This window comes from Halopseudomonas phragmitis, from assembly GCF_002056295.1.
Taxonomy (GTDB): Bacteria; Pseudomonadota; Gammaproteobacteria; order Pseudomonadales; family Pseudomonadaceae; genus Halopseudomonas; species Halopseudomonas phragmitis.
Genome location: NZ_CP020100.1, coordinates 1,509,378 through 1,527,680 on the forward strand (window position 1 = coordinate 1,509,378; position 18,303 = coordinate 1,527,680).

The following is an 18,303-nucleotide window of genomic DNA, read 5'->3' on the forward strand; positions in this document are numbered from 1 at the left end:
CGTGCTGTGGCCGGTGACCGTGCTTGGCGGTGTGCTCGGTGGTCTGGCTGGCGGCTTGCCGGGCGGCATCTTTGGGGCCGTGCTGGGGCATGCGCTGGATCGTTACTGGGGCCTGAAGCGCTGGGCCGATGTACCAGCCCGGCTGCGTCGGCTGGTGACCTTCGAGCAGGTGCTGTTTCTGTGCCTGGGGCGTTTGGCCAAGGCCAGTGGACGGGTGCGTCAGGAGCATTTGCAACTGGCCCGGGATCTGATGCAGCAATACCGGTTGGACGAGAGCCAGCGGCTGCAGGCCATGCAGTGGTTCAATCAGGGCAAGGCGCCGGATGTGCGGATCAGGCCGCTGGTCAAACTGCTCGGGCGTGATGACCCCGCGCGAGCGGTGGAGCTGATCGACAGTTGCTGGCGCATGGCGCTGGCAACCGGGGCGCTAAGCAGTGAGCAACAGCAACACCTCAACGACTGGGCAGCACTGGCCGGACTAGGCAAGGGTGAGCAGCAGCGCATGCATCAGCGTCATCAGCGTCGCAGTAGCGGGTCGGGGCAGCAGGCACCGATGGCCAACCGCGACCGGCTGAGCGAGGCGGCCGAGTTGCTGGGCGTGGCGCTGGATGCCGAGGTGGCGCAGATCAAGCAGGCTTATCGCCGCCAGCTCAGCCTTCATCATCCGGACAAACTGATGGCGCGCGGTGCCTCAACCCAAGAGCAGGCAGGCGCTGGCGAGCGCATCCGGGCCATTCAGGAGGCCTATGAGCGGATCAAGCGTTATCGCGGTTTTCGCTAGGGGAACACTGATTAAATCAGTTTCGGTGCTGGCCCAATTGTCGCTGACCTGTGCTTGCGTGTAATTAATCAGTGTTTCCCTCGGGCAGGCTGCGCTGCAACCATCCATCAATCCGTTTGATCAGCATGGTCTGGCCTTGGGGCATGCTTGCCGGGTCGGCCGGGCGTAATTGCTGGTAGTGCTCATATCCCAGGCGTTGGGCAGTCAGGCGGCGTTCGCGGGCGGAGCGGTCATCGCCAGCCCGACTGCTGGGCACGATATCCAGTAGCGGTTTGTCCCAGCCTTCTATTAAGGTGCTTGCTGTGGGGCCGGTTTCCGGGCTGCGCAGGCGGTACAACACCAGGGCATCGAAGGCGTCCGCTTGCTCGGTGCCGACTTGTAAGGCCAGCCAGGCCGCTTCGCCGCGACCCAGCAGGATCACCTGCTCTGCACCCTGTTCACGCAGGTGGCTGGCGCTGTGCTGCAACCGTTCACGGGCCAGCAGCCGCCAGGCTTGCTGGCGTTCAAGCCGCTGCTCCTGGGGCAGGCCGAAGTCTTCGGCTGGTTGATCAGGCAGGGCGATGGCCAGCGTCTGCCAGCCGGCTTCACTCAATTGACGCCGGGCCGGGCCGATCAGTTGCGGCCAATCGGCATGCTCGGCACGGTCGGCCACCAGGACGATCGCACCATGCGCCTCGGGCCGGGCGGCAGGCAGCCAGAGGCCCAGCCAGTGCTGTTCGGTAGTGTTCAGGTTGAGCTGCTGCTCGCCGGGCAACTGACGCATCAGGTCCTGCTCGTGTTGCAGGCCGCGTGTGGTTGATGGCAGTTGCTGAATGGCCGGTGGGGCTGCGGCCGGATGCAGCTCGTCGGCGTCCAGCTCCTCGTCGGGAATGCCAGCCTGCGCCATATTGCTTAGCGCCAGCAGAATCAGCAGTGACCAGCGATACAAAGGTGCCATGAATCAGGGTTCCGTTGCGTGTACAATCGGCACATTACTGCATGGGGTCACTGAAACTCCACTGTCCTGTCCGCCTGATGCCGAGAAAACCGATGCTCGATTACGCGATTGCCCCGTCCATTCTGTCTGCCGACTTCGCCCGCCTGGGTCAGGATGTCGACAAGGTACTGGCCGCTGGTGCCGATATCGTCCACTTCGATGTAATGGACAACCACTATGTGCCCAACCTGACCATTGGCCCGATGGTTTGCAGTGCGCTGCGCAAGTACGGCATTACGGCGCCGATCGACGTGCATCTGATGGTCAAGCCGGTGGATCGGATCATCGGCGACTTCCTTGAGGCCGGTGCCAGCTACATTACCTTTCACCCCGAGGCCAGCGAGCACATCGACCGTTCGCTGCAACTGATCAAGGATGGCGGTGCCAAAGCCGGTCTGGTATTCAACCCGGCGACCCCGCTGGACAGCCTCAAGTACGTGATGGACAAGATCGACATGATTCTGTTGATGAGCGTTAACCCGGGCTTTGGTGGCCAGAAGTTCATTCCCGGTACACTCGACAAACTGCGTGAGGCGCGGGCGCTGATCGACGCCAGCGGTCGTGAGATTCGCCTGGAAATCGACGGTGGAGTCAACGAACAGAACATCCGCGCCATCGCCGAAGCCGGCGCAGACACCTTCGTGGCCGGCTCGGCAATCTTCAACAAGCCGGACTACAAGGCCGTGATCGACAGCATGCGGGCGGAACTGGCACTGGCCCGGGGCTGATCCCTAGTGGATTGCCGCGCTGCGCTCGCAATGACGGCTGGGGTTAGGTCTCGGGTTGCCGCGGCCAAGACGTCGGCGGGTGCAGTTGGGCCACGGGTTGCCGCCGCCAAAACGTCGGCGGGGGGAGTTAGGTCCCGAGCTGCGGCTCCTGAAGCGTTAGCGGGTGAGGTTGGTCCCCGGGTTGCCCTCCCTTAGAAGATCGACGGGTGGTGGCGCCTGCGTCGTCCGCGCTTAACCGTCATCGCGAAGGCCGCAGGCCTGTGGCGATCCACAGGCTGAGCACGGCACACCGTTCATCGATAGGAACAGGCATGAGTTTCTGGCAGCAACGCTTCAATGGCCAACTCCCCGAGCTGGTAATGTTCGACCTGGACGGCACTCTGATCGATTCGGTGCCTGATCTGGCCGCCGCAGTTGATGTCATGCTGACCGGGCTTGGCCGGGCTCCGGCCGGAATCGACAAGGTCCGGCACTGGGTGGGTAATGGCGCCCGGGTGCTGGTACGCCGGGCTCTTGCCGATGCCATCGAGCATGACGCGGTCGACGAGGCGCAGGCACAAGAGGCGCTGTCGCTGTTCCTGACGGCTTATGCTGGCGATCATTCGCGCAGCCAGCTCTACCCCGGGGCACGTCGCTTCCTCGATCACCTGGCCGCTGCGGGTGTGCCACTGGCGCTGATCACCAACAAACCGAGCCGCTTCCTGCCTGAGTTGCTGGCTGATAAAGGCCTTGGTGGCTATTTCCGTTGGCAGATTGGCGGTGACAGCCTGCCGGTCCAGAAGCCTGATCCGGCCGCCTTGCAGAAGGTCATGGCCGAGGCCGGGGTTGAGCCCGGGCGGGCCTTGTTCGTCGGTGATTCGCGCAGTGACATTCTGGCCGCCCGTGCGGCTGGGGTAGCGGTGGTGGCGGTCAGTTATGGCTACAATCACGGTCGCCCGGTGGCCGAGGAAAACCCTGATCTGCTGGTTGATTCACTCGACACCCTCATATAGTCTTGCCTGGTATCTGAAATATTGCCCGCAGAGATTGATGGATCAGCCGTGTTTGTCAGCAACCGCAAACTGATGAGAGTAATCAAGGCGCTCGCCCGTTGGCGCTGGCGTATCTGATTGTTTTGCCCGCGTAGAGCGCGGGCCCAGTGTTTGCGTGTGACAAAAAACTTGCCCCATGAGGCTGATCATGACCCTAGACGAATTCCTACGCCTGGCCGCCCAGGACTACAATCGCATCCCGCTGGTGCGTGAAGTTCTCGCCGACCTCGATACCCCGCTGTCCACCTACCTGAAACTGGCTGACGCCCCCAACTCCTACCTGCTCGAATCGGTGCAGGGCGGTGAGAAATGGGGGCGCTACTCGATCATCGGCCTGCCGGCCCGTACTGTGTTGCGTGTCCATGGCCACACCGCCTGCATACTGGTCGATGGTGTTGAGACCGAGCGCCATGAATGTGCTGATCCGCTGGCCTTTGTCGAGACCTTCAAGGCCCGTTACCGGGTTTCCGACATCCCCGGGCTGCCGCGCTTTAATGGCGGTCTGGTCGGCTACTTCGGTTACGACAGCGTGCGCTATGTCGAGCAGCGCCTGGCTCATTGTCCGCATCCGGACCCACTGGGCACCCCGGACATTCTGCTGATGGTTTCCGATGAGGTTGTGGTGTTCGACAACCTGGCCGGCAAGCTGCACGCCATCGTGCTGGCCGACCCGGTCCAGGCCGACGCCTTCGCCGTGGCCAACGCCCGGCTGGATGAACTGCTGGCGCAGTTGCGGCAACCGCTGGCCCAGCGTCAGGCTCTGCGCCTGGACAACCCCCCAGACCGGGATGATCTGGACTATCGCGCCAGCTTCACCCGTGAAGATTTCGAGCGCGCGGTCGACAGCGTCAAGGAGTACATCCTCGCCGGCGACTGCATGCAGGTGGTGCTGTCGCAGCGCATGAGCATCGACTTCAAGGCCGCGCCGATCGATCTGTACCGCGCCCTGCGCAGCCAGAATCCGACCCCTTACATGTACTTCTTCAACTTTGGTGACTTCCACGTGGTTGGCAGCTCGCCGGAAGTGCTGGTGCGGGTCGAGGACGGCGAAGTGACCGTGCGCCCGATTGCCGGCACCCGCCCGCGCGGCGCCACACCCGAGGCCGACCTGGCGCTGGAGCAGGATCTGCTGGCCGATGCCAAGGAAATTGCCGAACACCTGATGCTGATCGACCTGGGCCGCAATGACGTGGGCCGGGTAGCCAAGGTCGGCCAGGTGTGGGTCACCGAACAGATGGTGATCGAGCGCTATTCCAACGTCATGCACATCGTTTCCAACGTCAAGGGCCAGTTGCTTGACGAGCTCAACGCCATGGATGCGCTGCGTGCCATTCTGCCGGCCGGCACTCTGTCCGGCGCGCCGAAGATCCGCGCGATGGAAATCATCGACGAGCTGGAGCCGGTCAAGCGTGGTGTCTACGGCGGCGCGGTGGGCTACTGGGCCTGGAACGGCAATATGGACACCGCCATTGCCATCCGCACCGCGGTGATCAAGGACGCAGAGCTTCACGTTCAGGCCGGGGCCGGCATCGTTGCCGACTCGGTGCCCGAGCGCGAGTGGGAGGAAACCATAAACAAGCGCCGGGCCATGTTCCGCGCCGTGGCGCTGGCCGAACAGTCGGCCGAGTGAGGGAATAACCATGCTACTGATGATCGATAACTACGATTCCTTCACCTACAACGTGGTGCAGTATCTCGGCGAGCTGGGTGCCGAGGTCAAGGTGGTGCGTAATGACGAACTCACGGTCGAGCAGATCGAGGCCCTGCAGCCCGAGCGTATTGTGATTTCCCCCGGCCCCTGTACGCCGACTGAGGCCGGCGTATCGGTGCCGGTGTTGCAGCATTTCGCCGGCCAGTTGCCGATTCTCGGCATCTGTCTGGGCCACCAGAGTATCGGCCAGGCCTTCGGTGGTGAAGTGGTACGTGCCCGCGAGGTTATGCACGGCAAGACCAGTCCGGTCTATCATGAACATCTCGGGGTGTTCGAGGGCTTGGCCAATCCGCTCACTGTGACCCGCTACCACTCGCTGGTAGTGCGCCGCGAGAGCTTGCCGGCGTGCCTGGAAGTCACCGCCTGGACCCAGCATGCCGACGGTTCGGTGGATGAAATCATGGGCCTGCGCCATCGTCAGTACATGATCGAGGGCGTGCAGTTTCACCCCGAATCGATTCTGACCGAACAGGGCCACGAACTGCTGGCCAACTTCCTCAAGCAACAGGGTGGAGTACGCTGATGGATATCAAGGAGGCGCTCAACCGGGTCGTCAGCAATCTGGATCTGACGACCGAAGAGATGCAGGCGGTGATGCGCGAGATCATGACCGGCCAATGCACGGATGCGCAGATCGGCGCATTCCTGATGGGCATGCGGATGAAGAGCGAGACCATCGACGAGATCGTCGGTGCGGTGTCGGTGATGCGTGAACTGGCGCGCCGGGTCGAGTTGTCGAGCCTGGACCATGTGGTCGATGTGGTCGGCACCGGTGGCGATGGCGCCAACATTTTCAACGTGTCTTCGGCATCGGTGTTCGTGGTGGCCGCAGCCGGTGGCAAGGTCGCCAAGCACGGCAATCGCGCGGTGTCCGGCAAGAGCGGCAGTGCTGATTTGCTGGAGGCGGCTGGCATCTATCTGGAGCTGAGCCCCGAACAGGTCGCCCGCTGCATTGAAAGTGTCGGCGTCGGTTTCATGTTCGCCCAGGTTCACCACAGCGCCATGCGCCATGCCGCCGGCCCGCGCCGTGAGTTGGGCCTGCGGACCCTGTTCAACATGCTCGGGCCGCTGACCAATCCAGCCGGTGTCCGGCATCAGGTGGTCGGGGTGTTCAGCCAGGCACTATGCCGACCGCTGGCCGAAGTGCTCAAGCGCCTGGGCAGCGAGCATGTTCTGGTGGTGCATTCCAAGGATGGGCTCGATGAGTTCAGCCTGGCGGCCCCCAGCTATGTCGCCGAGCTGAAAAATGGCGAGATCAGCGAATACTGGGTGCAGCCCGAGGATGTCGGCCTGCGTAGCCAGAGCCTGATCGGCTTGACCGTCGATTCACCGCAGGCTTCGCTGGCGCTGGTGCGCGATGCGCTGGGCAAACGCGCGACCGAAGCTGGCGAAAAAGCTGCCGATATGATCATTCTCAATGCCGGTGCAGCGCTGTACGCCGCCGACCTGGCCGGCACCCTGAGCGACGGCGTGAAGCTGGCCTCGGATGCATTGTACTCGGGCCTGGCCCGTGAGAAGCTCAATGAGCTGGTGGCCTTTACCGAGGTATTCCGCGAGGAGTCTGAACAATGAGCGTGCCGACCATCCTGCAGAAAATTGTCGAGCGCAAGTACGAGGAAGTGGCCGAGCGGCGAGCTCAGACTTCGCTGGCTGAACTGGAAAAGCTGGCCGCCAGTGCCGATGCCCCGCGCGGATTTGCCAAGGCCCTGATGCGCAAGGCTGAAGCGCGTGAGCCGGCAGTGATCGCCGAGGTCAAGAAGGCTTCGCCGAGCAAGGGCGTGCTGCGTGAAAACTTCAATCCGGCCGAAATTGCCGTGAGTTACGAGAAGGGCGGGGCGACCTGCCTGTCGGTGCTCACCGATATCGACTTTTTCCAGGGCCACGATGACTATCTGCGTCAGGCCCGGGCGGCCTGCAGCCTGCCGGTGATCCGCAAGGACTTTCTGGTCGATCCCTATCAGGTGGTCGAGGCGCGCGCCATGGGGGCTGACTGCGTCCTGCTGATTGCCGCCGTGCTGGAAGATGCGCAGATGGCCGAGCTGGCCCATGTGGCCCATACCCACGGCCTGGATGTGCTGGTTGAGGTGCATGACGGCATTGAGCTGGACCGGGCGTTGCACCTGGATACTCCGCTGATCGGCATCAACAACCGCAATCTGCACACCTTCGAAGTCAGCCTCGATACCACTCTGGAACTGTTGCCGAAGATCCCACCCGAGCGCCTGCTGGTGACCGAAAGCGGTATTCTCAACCGTGCCGATGTCGAGCTGATGCTGGCCCATGACATCTATAGCTTCCTGGTTGGCGAAGCCTTTATGCGTGCCGAGGATCCAGGGGCGGAGCTGAAGCGGCTGTTTTTCTGATTCCTGCCGATGTGCGCACGCCCCAGCGGCGGGCGCGCAACCTATCTAGAAAATAGATAGCAGTCAGCAGATTTTTCCGCTTTTTACCCGCTACTCTCGATGTGAGAATGCTTTGCATCACATTGGAGTGGCAGTCATGGCTTTCAGGAATACTCATACTCGTTACGGGCTGGTCACCGTGCTGTTGCACTGGGGCGTGGCTGTAACCGTCATTGGTCTGGCCATCCTCGGCCTGTGGATGACCGACCTCAGCTACTACAGCCCCTACTATCGCAGTGCCCCATTCTGGCACAAGAGCATCGGGATCGCCCTGGCTGCGGTGCTGGTGTTGCGTCTGCTGTGGCGCTGGATCAACCCCAAACCGGCCCATCTGCCCAACCATGCGCGCTGGGAGGTGCGTCTGGCGTCGGCAGTGCATGGTCTGCTGTATCTGCTGCTGTTCATGATTGTCATCAGCGGCTATCTGATTTCCACCGCGCGCGGGCAGGGTATCAGTGTGTTCGGCTGGTTCGAGTTGCCGGCGCTGGTCAGCGGTCTGCCGCGCCAGGAGGATCGGGCCGGTGATCTACACTTCTGGTCTGCCATGCTGTTGCTGGGGTTGGTGGCGCTGCATGCGCTGGGCGCTCTGAAACACCATTTTATCGACCGTGATGACACCTTGCGACGCATGCTGGGCCTGCGCCCTCGGGCTTCACTTGAAAATTCAACCAAGGAGAAATGATATGAAAAAGACCTTCGCTGCCTTGATGCTGGGTTCTGCCATGGGCCTGGCCGGCATGAGCGCCCAGGCTGCTGATTACGTGATCGACAAGGAAGGCCAGCACGCCTTCATCAACTTCAAGATCAGTCATCTGGGTATGAGCTGGCTGTATGGCCGGTTCAACGACTTCGAAGGGACGTTCAGCTGGGATGCCGAGCAGCCGGCTGAAAGCCAGGTGCAGGTCACCATCAATACCGCCAGCGTCGATTCCAACCATGCCGAGCGTGACCGCCACCTGCGCAGTGCCGACTTCCTCAACGTCAGCCGGCATCCGCAGGCGACCTTCAAGTCTACGGGCGTGGAAATGACTGGCGACGACAGCGCCAAGGTCAATGGTGAGCTGACCCTCAACGGGGTGACTCGACCGGTTGTACTGGACGCCCGTTTCATGGGCGAGGGTGAAGATCCGTGGGGTGGTTACCGGGCCGGCTTTGAGGCTTACACCACGCTGAAGCTGAAGGACTTTGATATCGCCATGGACCTGGGGCCGACCTCGCAGGAAGTTGAGCTGCTGCTGACTATCGAGGGGATTCGTCAGTAACTGCTAAGCGGCGCAGGCAGTATGCCCGAAAGGCGTGCTGCCTGCGTCGTTGAGTTTTTCGCAACGGTTTGTCCCGAGCGCTCTCGCTGCTTGGGCAAAGCGGTTTCTGGTAGCATTGCAAACAATAATTATTCGCAAGAATGTTGTCGTATGCGAATCGTCTGCAATACGCTGCCAAGGAACTCCGATGCTCCCCCATGCTCTTCGTCGTGGCCTGTCTGTGACTGGCCTGTTGCTGGCCACCAGCTTTTCAGCCGCCGCTCTGGCCAATGAAACCGTCACCATCCAGCACAGCAGTGGCGAGACTGAAGTCCCGGTCAACCCGCAAAAAGCCGTGGTCATCGACTGGTCGACCCTGGATACCCTGCAGCAACTGGGCGTAACCGTGCAGGGCACGCCAAGCAACACTGCCCCCGAACTGCTTAAGCAATACCGTGACGGTGATTTCATCCGTGCCGGCAGTCTGTTCGAGCCGGATCTGGAAGTGCTGCAGAGCACTCAGCCGGATCTGATTATTACCGGACGTCGGGCACAGGGGCAGTATGCCGAAGTGGCCAAGTTCGGTCCGACCATCGATGTGACTCCCGATCCCAAGGACCTGCTTGGCAGCCTGGAGCGCAACACCCGACTGCTGGGCCAGATCTATGCCAGGGAAGCTGAAGCCGAGGCGCTGATTTCCAAGCTTGAGGCGTCGGTCCAGGAGCTGCGCAAACTGACCGCTGAGCAGGGTAATGGCCTGCTGGTACTGACCACCGGCGGGCGCATGGCAGCCTTCGGCAGTGGCACCCGCTTCGGCATGATCCACGATGTGTTCGGTTTGCCGCAGGCGGTCGATAATCTGCAGGTTGGTCGTCATGGGCACTCGGTATCGTTTGAGTTTCTGCTCGAAGCCAATCCGGACTGGTTGTTCGTCATGGACCGTGATGCCGCCATCGGTCGTGAGGGTGTCGCCGCGGCCCAGTTGATGGACAACGAGTTGGTCAAGGCCACCACTGCCGGGCAGAAAGGCCAGATCGTCTATCTGGATCCGGTCAGCTGGTACTTGCTCGACAACAGTGGTATCGGCGTCATGCAGACCAGTGTCGAAACCCTGATCGAAGCCTTTTCTGCCGCCAATCGTTAAGACCCTGCCTTGATGCCCGGTTCAGAACTAACCCCACGCGGAGCCTCGGCTCCGCGCGTTACTGTGTGGCTGATCATCCTGCTGGCGCTGGTGGTTGGGCTGGCCTTATGGAGCCTGAACGTCGGTGCCAGCCGCATGAGCCTGCTCAATGTGCTGACCGGCGATCCGGATGATCGGCTGTCGAAAATCCTCTTCGCCAGCCGCCTGCCGCGTACCCTGGCCTTGCTGCTGGCCGGTTCGGCACTAGCGGTAGCCGGGCTGATTCTGCAGATGATGGCGCGCAACCGCCTGGTTGAGCCATCCACCGTCGGCACCATGGAAGCGGCCGCGCTGGGCCTGCTGGTACTGGCCTGGCTGGCACCGGGGGCTCCACTGCCACTGCGCTTTGCGCTGGTCAGTGTGTTTGCGCTGGGCGGCACGCTGATCTTTCTGGCCGTACTGCGGCGCATTGCCCTGCGCTCGGCGCTGATCGTACCGCTGGTGGGGCTGGTACTGGCCGGGGTGATTGCCGCCGCCGGGGCGCTGCTGGCTCAACAACTGGATCTGAGCCAGTCACTCCGGGCCTGGAACAGTGGCGATTTTTCCGCCGTGCTGCGCGGTCGTTATGAGCTGTTGTGGCTGGCTGCCGGTCTGACCGTGGTCGCTATGCTGGCCGCTGATCGCTTTACCGTGATCGGCTTAGGCAAGGACTTTGCCACTAACGTCGGGGTCAACTATGGCCGGCTGATGCTGCTTGGCTTGCTGCTGGTGGCGATGATTTCCGCCAGCGTGGTGGTCGTGGTCGGTGCCATTCCCTTTATCGGTCTGGTGGCCCCCAATCTGGTGCGCTGGCTCTGTGGTGATCAGTTGCGCCGTAGCATCCCGCTGGTGGCTTTGCTCGGCGCGGCCTTGATGCTGGCAGCTGATCTGGCCGGAAGGCTGATCATTCATCCGTTCGAGGTCCCGTCGTCCGGCTTGCTGGCCGTGACCGGCTGCCTGGTGTTCTTGGTGATTCTGATTCGGGGGCGCAAGCAATGGGCCTGACCTTGAATCCCGTCTGGCGGCTGAGTCTGCTGGCACTGCTGGCGGCGTTCTGCGCTGTGGGCTTTATGACCCTGCGGGTGCAGACCGACTGGGGCTTTATCCTCGAATACCGTGGCCCGCGCCTGCTGGCCATGTTGCTGGTGGCCTGGGCCATTGGCCTGTCGACCGTGCTGTTCCAAAGCATTACCCAGAACCGCGTGCTGACCCCGGCATTGCTCGGCTTCGACGTGCTGTTCCTGTTGGTGCAGGTAGTGGTACTGCTGATCTGGGGCGCGGCCCAGTGGCAGGGGCTGGCCTTGCCGCTGCGTTTTGGCCTGGAAGTGCTGGCCGTGGTGCTGCTGGCGCTGCTGATTTTCCGTCTGCTGTTCAGCGGCGCGGTACGCAGCCTGCATCTGCTGATCCTGATCGGCATTCTTGCCGGCATCCTGTTCCGCGAGCTGACCGACCTGCTGCTGCGCATCCTCGACCCCGGTGTGCTGGCGATTGATCGCGGCCGCAGCGCTGCCAGTTTCAACCGCATCAACGTCAGTTTGCTAGGGGTGTCGACCGCCTTCGTCGGCGCGGCCAGCCTCTATGTGCTGTGGATATGGCGCAAGCTCGATGTACTGGCGCTGGGGCGGGATATTGCGGTCAATCTGGGGCTGGATTATCAGCGTCTGGTATTGCGTCTGCTGGTGGTAATTGCCGTGCTGGTGGCTGCTGCCACCGCACTTGTCGGTCCCACCCTGTTCTTCGGTCTGCTGGTCGCCAACCTTGCTTATGTGCTGATGGGCACCCAACAGCACCGCTGGACCCTGCCGGCCAGCGTCTGTGTCGGGGTGATCTGTCTGGTCGGCGGTCAGTTGCTGCTGGAGCATGTGCTGGCCTCCAGCGTGCCGCTGTCGCGGGTTATCGAGTTGGTGGGTGGCCTGTTGTTTATCGCCCTGTTACTGCGCGGAGTACGCCAATGATTGAAACCCACGAACTCAGCAAGCGCTATGGCGATCAACTGGTGGTCGACAACGTCAGCCTGCAGATTCCCAAGGGCGGTTTTACCGCCATCATCGGTCCCAACGGTGCTGGCAAGTCGACCTTGCTGTCGATGATCAGCCGATTGTTGCCGATGTCCGCCGGGCGGGTACTGATCGACCAGTTGGATGTGGTGCGCACCCCCGGTGCTGAGCTGGCGCGCAAGCTGTCGATCCTGCGCCAGCACAACCAGACCACCATGCGCCTGAGTGTGCGCGACCTGGTCGCCTTCGGCCGCTTCCCGCATTCCGGCGGACGGTTGAGCGCCAGCGACCAGCAGCAGATCGACGAAGCCATCGACTACCTGCGCCTGACCCAGTTACAGCACCAGGCCATCGACGAGCTGTCCGGCGGCCAGCGTCAGCGCGCCTACGTCGCCATGGTCATGTGTCAGGACACCGACTATGTGTTGCTGGATGAACCCTTGAACAACATCGACATGCGCCACGCTGTGGACATGATGCAACTGCTACGCAGCGCCGCCGATGACAAGGGCAAAACCGTGGTGGTGGTGCTGCACGACATCAACTTCGCCTCCTGCTACGCCGATCACATCATTGCTATGCAAGCCGGCAAACTCGCCTGCCAGGGCCGCCCGGATGAGCTGATTCAGGATGCCGTGCTGCGCGACCTGTACCAGATGGATATTCGGGTGCACGAGATCGAGGGGCGCAGGATTTGTACTTATTATCGGTGACGGGGGATAAGGGGCGCGGTTGAGTGGTCGGCTTATGGCCCGGCGTGACCGGGTGGCTGGGCTGTCAGCCGGTGCTTTCAGTTCGATAGGCCTGCGCCTCCAGCAATAACCAATCCCTGAACGCTTGTAGCGTGGCGGACTCGGCCTTGCGTTCGGGGATGGTCAGGTAATAGGCATTGTCGCTGTCGAAGCTGTGGGCGCAGGGGTTGATCAGTGTGCCGCTGGCCAGCTCGTCCTGGATCAGGAATGGTGGGATCAGGGCAACGCCCATGCCATGCATGGCGGCCTGGGCCAGCATGGAGAACAGTTCCAGGCGGGTGCCGTTGAGGTCGTGCTCAACGCGCATGCCGAGCGAGGCGAACCATTGGCGCCAGGCGTAGGGGCGGGTGGTTTGTTGCAGCAGGGGTAGCTGGGCAATTTGTTCGGGTGTCAATGCGGTTGCAGGTGCGATCAATGCCGGACTGCACACCGGCACCGGCGATTCGTGCATGAGAAAGTGCACCTCGGTACCCGACCAGTCGCCGTCGCCAAAGTAGATGGCGGCGTCGAATTCGGTGTCGGCGAACAGAAAGGGCCGGGTGCGGTTGGTCAGGTTGACCGTGACGTGCGGATGTTGCACAAGAAAACCGTTCAGTCGCGGCAGCAGCCATTGCGTGGCGAAGGTCGGTACTGTGGCCAGTTCCAGGGTCGCGGTGCCCTGGTTGCCCATCACCGACAGGGTGTCGCGCTCGACTGCATCGAGCCGGTTGGCGATGCGCCGACTGTAGGTCTGGCCAGTTTCGGTCAGCTTCACTCCGCGCCGTGTGCGGCGGAACAATTGCACGTCGAGAAACTCCTCCAGATTAGCGATTTGCCGGCATACCGCGCTTTGAGTCAGTGACAGTTCCTCGGCGGCCTTGGTGAAGCTTTCATGGCGGGCGGCGGATTCGAAACAGATCAGGGCCTGGGTCGGGGGGATCTTGCGGCGCATGGGGTATCCTTCGGCTTTCTGTCGGCGGCTAACGGCTGTCGGAGTTCCAATCTAGCACAGGTGTCTGCAAAAAACGCGTTTGCCTGCCGGTGCGCATGGGTCTAGGCTTAATCCACTTAAACAGCGCCCGTTGTGGGTGCGTGATTGCCTAACCGATTTACGGAGTTCCCATGGCCGCTAAAGCACAATTCAACTGGATCGACCCGCTGCTGCTGGATCAGCAACTGACCGAAGAAGAGCGCATGGTGCGTGATTCCGCTGCGCAGTACTGCCAGGACAAGCTGATGCCGCGGGTGCTCAACTCGTTCCGCAATGAAGAGACCGATGTGGCGATCTTCCGCGAAATGGGTGAGCTGGGCCTGCTGGGTGCGACCATTCCCACCGAGTACGGCGGCAGCGGTCTGAACTATGTGTGCTACGGCCTGATCGCCCGTGAAGTGGAGCGGGTCGATTCCGGTTACCGTTCGATGATGAGCGTGCAGTCGTCACTGGTGATGGTGCCGATCAACGAGTTCGGCAGCGAGGAGCAGAAGCGCAAGTACCTGCCCAAGCTGGCCAGCGGTGAGTGGATCGGCTGCTTCGGTTTGACCGAGCCTAACCATGGTTCCGATCCGGGGTCGATGGTCACCCGTGCGCGCAAGGTCGAGGGTGGCTATCGCCTCAAGGGTGCCAAGATGTGGATTACCAACAGTCCGATTGCCGATGTGTTCGTGGTCTGGGCCAAGACCGAAGACGACGTGATTCGCGGCTTCATTCTGGAAAAGGGCTGGGAAGGTCTGAGTGCGCCGGCGATCAAGGGCAAGGTTGGTCTGCGTACCTCGATCACCGGTGAAATCGTGATGGACGATGTGTTCGTCCCGGAAGAAAACCTGCTGCCGCATGTCACCGGTTTGAAAGGGCCCTTCACCTGTCTGAACTCGGCGCGTTACGGTATTTCCTGGGGCGCGCTGGGCGCGGCTGAATTCTGCTGGCACACCGCCCGTCAGTACACTCTGGACCGCACCCAGTTCGGTCGGCCGCTGGCGCAAACCCAGTTGATCCAGAAGAAACTGGCCGACATGCAGACCGAAATCACTTTGGCACTGCAGGGCTGCCTGCGTTTGGGCCGGATGAAGGATGAAGGTACGGCAGCGGTGGAAATCACCTCGATCATGAAGCGCAACTCCTGCGGCAAGTCGCTGGATATCGCCCGTGTAGCTCGCGATATGCTCGGTGGTAACGGCATTTCCGATGAGTACGGGGTGATCCGCCACGTGGTCAACCTGGAAGTGGTCAACACCTACGAAGGGACTCATGACGTCCATGCGCTGATTCTGGGCCGGGCGCAGACGGGCCTTCAGGCGTTTTTCTGAAGTAACCCAGGCTGGCTGTCATTGCGAGGGCCTTTGGCCCGTGGCAATCCATGGGTTTCGGTCGCGGTGCTTGTGCGATGCCCCGCCGTCATTGCGAAGGCCAAAGGCCTGTGGCAATCCATGGGTTGCTTGATACTGAATGGATTGCCGCGTCGGCGGATGGCCGCCCCCTGCTCCTCGCAATGACGTTTACAGGATACGTCCAGCCGGCCGATCCGCCTTGGAGGCAAATATGCCTGGTGCTCTGTCTGGTTTGAAAGTGCTTGATCTGTCCCGTGTGCTGGCCGGCCCCTGGGCCGGGCAGATGCTGGCGGATCTGGGTGCCGATGTGGTCAAGGTCGAACGTCCTGGTTCGGGTGATGATACCCGTGCCTGGGGGCCACCCTATCTCAAGGATGCCGACGGGCGCGATACCTCTGAAGCGGCCTACTTCCTCTGTGCCAACCGCAACAAACGCTCGATCGCCATCGACTTCACCCAGCCCGAAGGCCAGCAGCAGGTGCGTGAACTGGCGGCCCGGGCCGATGTGCTGATCGAGAACTTCAAGGTCGGGGGGCTGGCGGCCTATGGGCTGGACCATGTCAGTCTGCAGGCGCTCAATCCGCGGCTGATCTATTGCTCGGTGACTGGCTTCGGTCAGGATGGGCCTTACTCAAGGCGTGCCGGCTACGACTTCATGATTCAGGGCCTGGGTGGGCTGATGAGCGTGACCGGGCGGGCTGACGGTGAGCAGGGCGCTGGCCCGGTCAAGGTCGGGGTGGCGCTGACCGATGTGTTGACCGGTCTGTATGCCAGCAATGCGATCCTCGCCGCGTTGGCCGAGCGTGAGCGCAGTGGCCTGGGCCAGCATATCGATCTGGCGCTGCTGGATGTGCAGGTTGCCTGCCTGGCCAATCAGGCGCTGAACTATCTGACCACCGGTCAGCCGCCTAGGCGCCTGGGCAATGCGCATCCCAATATCGTGCCATATCAGGATTTTCCTACCGCCGATGGCGATTTTATTCTCACCGTGGGCAACGACGGTCAGTTCCGCAAGTTCTGCGAAGTGGCCGGGCACCCGGAGTGGGCCGATGATCCGCGGTTCGCCAGCAATGCTGCGCGAGTCGCGCACCGGGCCGAACTGATTCCGTTGATTCGGCAGGTTACGGTGTTCCGTACCACTGCCGAGTGGGTGGCGTTGTTGGAGCAGGCCGGGGTGCCCTGTGGGCCGATCAACGATCTGGCGGCGGTGTTTGCCGATCCGCAGGTGCAGGCCCGGCAGTTGAAGGTCACGCTGGAACACCCGTTGGCCGGGCAGGTCGATCTGGTGGCCAATCCGATTCGGCTGTCGCGTACTCCGGCTGAGTACCGGGCCGCTCCGCCGTTGCTGGGGCAGCATACGCGTGAGGTGCTGGCTGACTGGCTGGGAGCGTAGGGTGTCCGGGGCTTGATTGTCTTGCTCAAGGCTTGCAGCGGGAGCAGGTGCTCCCGCTTCCCAGGAGGGGGCTGATCCAGCCTCCTCGTGCAGCCAGCCTTAGGCAGAGGGTACCAGCAGTACCGGTTGGCGGCAGGCGCGGGCGATGTTTTCGGCGGTGCTGCCGAGCATCAGTTCGGCAATTGGCGTACTGCCGCGTTTGCCGACGATCACCAGTGCTGCTCGTTCATCCTGAGACAGGTCTGCAATCTCACGGCTGGCGGTACCTTTCAGGCGCCGCGCGGCAACATGCGGGTAGCGCCCGGTCAGGTCGTTGAGCACATGCTGCGCGGCTTCGGCGTCGTCATGCTCATCCGAGTCAACCCACACCGCCAGGCCGTGCCCGCCTTGTTTCATGAAGGCTTCAAAGCAGTTCTGAGCGTTGTGGTTGGCTGTGGAGCCGTCGGTGGCGAACAGAATGGGAGCGTCGGGTTCGACCACGGCGCCGTCACTCGAGAGCATCAATAGCGGCAGGCGGGTCATGCGTGCCAGGTTCATGGCGATATTGCCGAGAAAGAACTCGCGGCCACTGGAATGGCTCTTGTTCAGGGTGATGATGCCATTGGCCTTGAGCTTGCGCGCAGCTTCCAGTACTTCCGAGGCGGCAAAGCCACGCCGCACTTCATAGTCGACGCCGATGCCCAGATCCTTGCTCAACTGGGCAGACAGGGCCTTGAGTCGCGACTCGGCCGAGGCGCCGCTGTCTTCGATATGCGGGCGCTTGTGAGTTTCGACCACGTAGACCAGGGTCAGTCGTTCCAACCCCAGCAGCGGCTTGATGGCCGGCAGGTGATCTAGCGTTTTGTTCCAGTCTGCGGAGTAATCCACGCTGAGGATGCAGTGTGCAAGCATTGCCGTTCTCCTTGTACTGATTGTATTGGGCCTGCCAGCCAGTGTTGCAGTCTGGCCTGGGGCTGCCCATGACCTGGGTCAAACGTCGGGACGGTTGGTCGTTGTAATCAGTTTAGACAACGCTGTGGGTTGTCAGCCTTTCAATGGCTTTTCCCGGCGCTGGGCTCTGGCCCGGCGCTGCTGCTCTTCGCGGCGCTCAGCCAGTACGGTCTGCACGTAACCGATGTGCCGGCTGGCACAGGCGCGTGCGTCGTCCGCACGCCGTTCGATGATTGCCTCGAACAGTTCCTGATGCTGCTGCATCAGCATTTGCCGGGTTTCCGGGCGCAGTTCGTACATGCCGCCAATATTGGTCACCACATTGCGCTTGAGCAGGTCGAACAGGCCGCGAATGGTGTGCAGCAAGATCATGTTGTGGCTGGCTTCGGCAATTGCCAGATGAAAGCGCGCATCGGCGGCGCCTTCCTCGGCGCGGCTGGCCTTGCTGGCAGGGGCGTAACAGCTTTGCAGAGTTTCATAGGCACTGCGCAAATGCTGCTGGTCTACTTCGGTGGCGCGCAGGGCGGCGTAGTAGGCGCAGTCCGCTTCCAGGGTATGACGAAACTCCAGCAGGTCGCGCTGGGCTTCCGGGCGGCCTTCCAGCAGTGCCAGCAAAGGATCGCTGAAGCTGGAGCCGAGCGAGTCGCTGACATAGTTGCCGCCGCCCTGGCGGCTAATCAGCAGACCCTTGGCAACCAGTTTTTGAATGGCTTCACGCAGCGAAGGGCGTGACACGCCGAACTGCTCGGCCAGTACCCGCTCGGCCGGTAGTCGCTGTCCCGGCGTCAGTGCGCCTTCCAGAATCATGGCTTCCAGTTGTTCGACGATGGTGTCTGCCAGACGCCGCTGGCGAATCTGTCCAATTTCCATGTTTTAGCTCGATAATTTATTGGTC

18 protein-coding genes and 1 pseudogene are annotated in these 18,303 nt (G+C 61.9%); 15 read left to right on the forward strand and 4 right to left on the reverse strand.

What is annotated here, in order from left to right; genetic code table 11:
* Window position 1 precedes the first annotated feature (1 nt).
* Window positions 2-781 carry a DnaJ domain-containing protein gene (locus BVH74_RS06940; protein ID WP_131038202.1) on the forward strand — a complete coding sequence of 260 codons (780 nt, stop codon included), beginning with the start codon at window positions 2-4 and terminating at the stop codon, window positions 779-781.
* Between the two features lie 64 nt (window positions 782-845).
* Here the strand turns inward: BVH74_RS06940 and BVH74_RS06945 are convergent, their stop codons facing one another.
* Window positions 846-1,718: a DUF3530 family protein gene (locus BVH74_RS06945; protein WP_080049357.1), complete on the reverse strand. Its 873-nt coding sequence runs from the start codon at window positions 1,716-1,718 to the stop codon at window positions 846-848.
* 92 nt (window positions 1,719-1,810) lie between these two features.
* On the opposite strand from BVH74_RS06945, the gene rpe reads away from it, so the two are divergent.
* The 12 genes and pseudogenes from rpe to BVH74_RS07005 all read left to right on the forward strand — a co-directional run bounded on the left by rpe (window position 1,811) and on the right by BVH74_RS07005 (window position 12,742).
* Complete coding sequence (rpe, locus tag BVH74_RS06950; RefSeq protein ID WP_080049358.1) at window positions 1,811-2,485, forward strand: ribulose-phosphate 3-epimerase; 675 nt, start codon at window positions 1,811-1,813, stop codon at window positions 2,483-2,485.
* 311 nt (window positions 2,486-2,796) lie between these two features.
* Window positions 2,797-3,594, forward strand: a pseudogene (locus BVH74_RS06955) (phosphoglycolate phosphatase).
* 70 nt (window positions 3,595-3,664) lie between these two features.
* Window positions 3,665-5,146, forward strand: coding sequence for an anthranilate synthase component I (gene trpE, locus BVH74_RS06960; protein WP_080049360.1), 1,482 nt, complete (start codon window positions 3,665-3,667; stop codon window positions 5,144-5,146).
* A 10-nt stretch (window positions 5,147-5,156) separates the two neighbouring features.
* Complete coding sequence (locus BVH74_RS06965) at window positions 5,157-5,750, forward strand: aminodeoxychorismate/anthranilate synthase component II (protein WP_080049361.1); 594 nt, start codon at window positions 5,157-5,159, stop codon at window positions 5,748-5,750.
* A complete protein-coding gene (gene trpD, locus BVH74_RS06970) occupies window positions 5,750-6,799 on the forward strand; it encodes an anthranilate phosphoribosyltransferase (protein ID WP_080049362.1) in 1,050 nt (349 codons plus the stop codon). The genes BVH74_RS06965 and trpD overlap by 1 nt, the downstream gene beginning before the upstream one ends.
* Complete coding sequence (gene trpC / locus BVH74_RS06975) at window positions 6,796-7,590, forward strand: indole-3-glycerol phosphate synthase TrpC (protein ID WP_080049363.1); 795 nt, start codon at window positions 6,796-6,798, stop codon at window positions 7,588-7,590. Before trpD ends, trpC begins: the two co-directional genes overlap by 4 nt.
* 136 nt (window positions 7,591-7,726) lie before the next feature.
* A complete protein-coding gene (locus BVH74_RS06980) occupies window positions 7,727-8,311 on the forward strand; it encodes a cytochrome b (protein WP_080049364.1) in 585 nt (194 codons plus the stop codon).
* A 1-nt stretch (window position 8,312) separates the two neighbouring features.
* Window positions 8,313-8,891 carry a YceI family protein gene (locus tag BVH74_RS06985; RefSeq protein WP_080049365.1) on the forward strand — a complete coding sequence of 193 codons (579 nt, stop codon included), beginning with the start codon at window positions 8,313-8,315 and terminating at the stop codon, window positions 8,889-8,891.
* A gap of 187 nt (window positions 8,892-9,078) precedes the next feature.
* Entirely contained in the window at window positions 9,079-10,014 is a 936-nt protein-coding gene (locus tag BVH74_RS06990; RefSeq protein ID WP_080049366.1) for a siderophore ABC transporter substrate-binding protein, read from the forward strand.
* A gap of 12 nt (window positions 10,015-10,026) precedes the next feature.
* Complete coding sequence (locus tag BVH74_RS06995; protein WP_080049367.1) at window positions 10,027-11,037, forward strand: iron chelate uptake ABC transporter family permease subunit; 1,011 nt, start codon at window positions 10,027-10,029, stop codon at window positions 11,035-11,037.
* Window positions 11,028-11,987, forward strand: a complete 960-nt coding sequence (locus tag BVH74_RS07000) for an iron chelate uptake ABC transporter family permease subunit (RefSeq protein ID WP_080049368.1) — start codon at window positions 11,028-11,030, stop codon at window positions 11,985-11,987. Before BVH74_RS06995 ends, BVH74_RS07000 begins: the two co-directional genes overlap by 10 nt.
* Entirely contained in the window at window positions 11,984-12,742 is a 759-nt protein-coding gene (locus tag BVH74_RS07005; protein ID WP_080049369.1) for an iron ABC transporter ATP-binding protein, read from the forward strand. Before BVH74_RS07000 ends, BVH74_RS07005 begins: the two co-directional genes overlap by 4 nt.
* 64 nt (window positions 12,743-12,806) lie before the next feature.
* Here the strand turns inward: BVH74_RS07005 and BVH74_RS07010 are convergent, their stop codons facing one another.
* Window positions 12,807-13,712 carry a LysR family transcriptional regulator gene (locus tag BVH74_RS07010; protein WP_080049370.1) on the reverse strand — a complete coding sequence of 302 codons (906 nt, stop codon included), beginning with the start codon at window positions 13,710-13,712 and terminating at the stop codon, window positions 12,807-12,809.
* A 170-nt stretch (window positions 13,713-13,882) separates the two neighbouring features.
* On the opposite strand from BVH74_RS07010, the gene BVH74_RS07015 reads away from it, so the two are divergent.
* Together BVH74_RS07015 and BVH74_RS07020 are read left to right on the forward strand one after the other, a co-directional pair.
* A complete protein-coding gene (locus BVH74_RS07015) occupies window positions 13,883-15,064 on the forward strand; it encodes an acyl-CoA dehydrogenase (protein WP_080049371.1) in 1,182 nt (393 codons plus the stop codon).
* 232 nt (window positions 15,065-15,296) lie between these two features.
* Window positions 15,297-16,478 (forward strand): CaiB/BaiF CoA transferase family protein, encoded by a 1,182-nt coding sequence (locus BVH74_RS07020; RefSeq protein WP_080049372.1) that lies wholly within the window; start codon window positions 15,297-15,299, stop codon window positions 16,476-16,478.
* 99 nt (window positions 16,479-16,577) lie between these two features.
* Here BVH74_RS07020 and BVH74_RS07025 read toward each other — a convergent pair whose 3' ends face one another.
* Together BVH74_RS07025 and BVH74_RS07030 are read right to left on the reverse strand one after the other, a co-directional pair.
* Window positions 16,578-17,369 carry a universal stress protein gene (locus BVH74_RS07025; protein WP_080049373.1) on the reverse strand — a complete coding sequence of 264 codons (792 nt, stop codon included), beginning with the start codon at window positions 17,367-17,369 and terminating at the stop codon, window positions 16,578-16,580.
* A gap of 132 nt (window positions 17,370-17,501) precedes the next feature.
* The gene (locus BVH74_RS07030) at window positions 17,502-18,278 is read right to left on the reverse strand and encodes an FCD domain-containing protein (RefSeq protein WP_080049374.1); all 777 of its coding nucleotides are present in this window, start codon (window positions 18,276-18,278) and stop codon (window positions 17,502-17,504) included.
* Window positions 18,279-18,303: the final 25 nt, after the last annotated feature.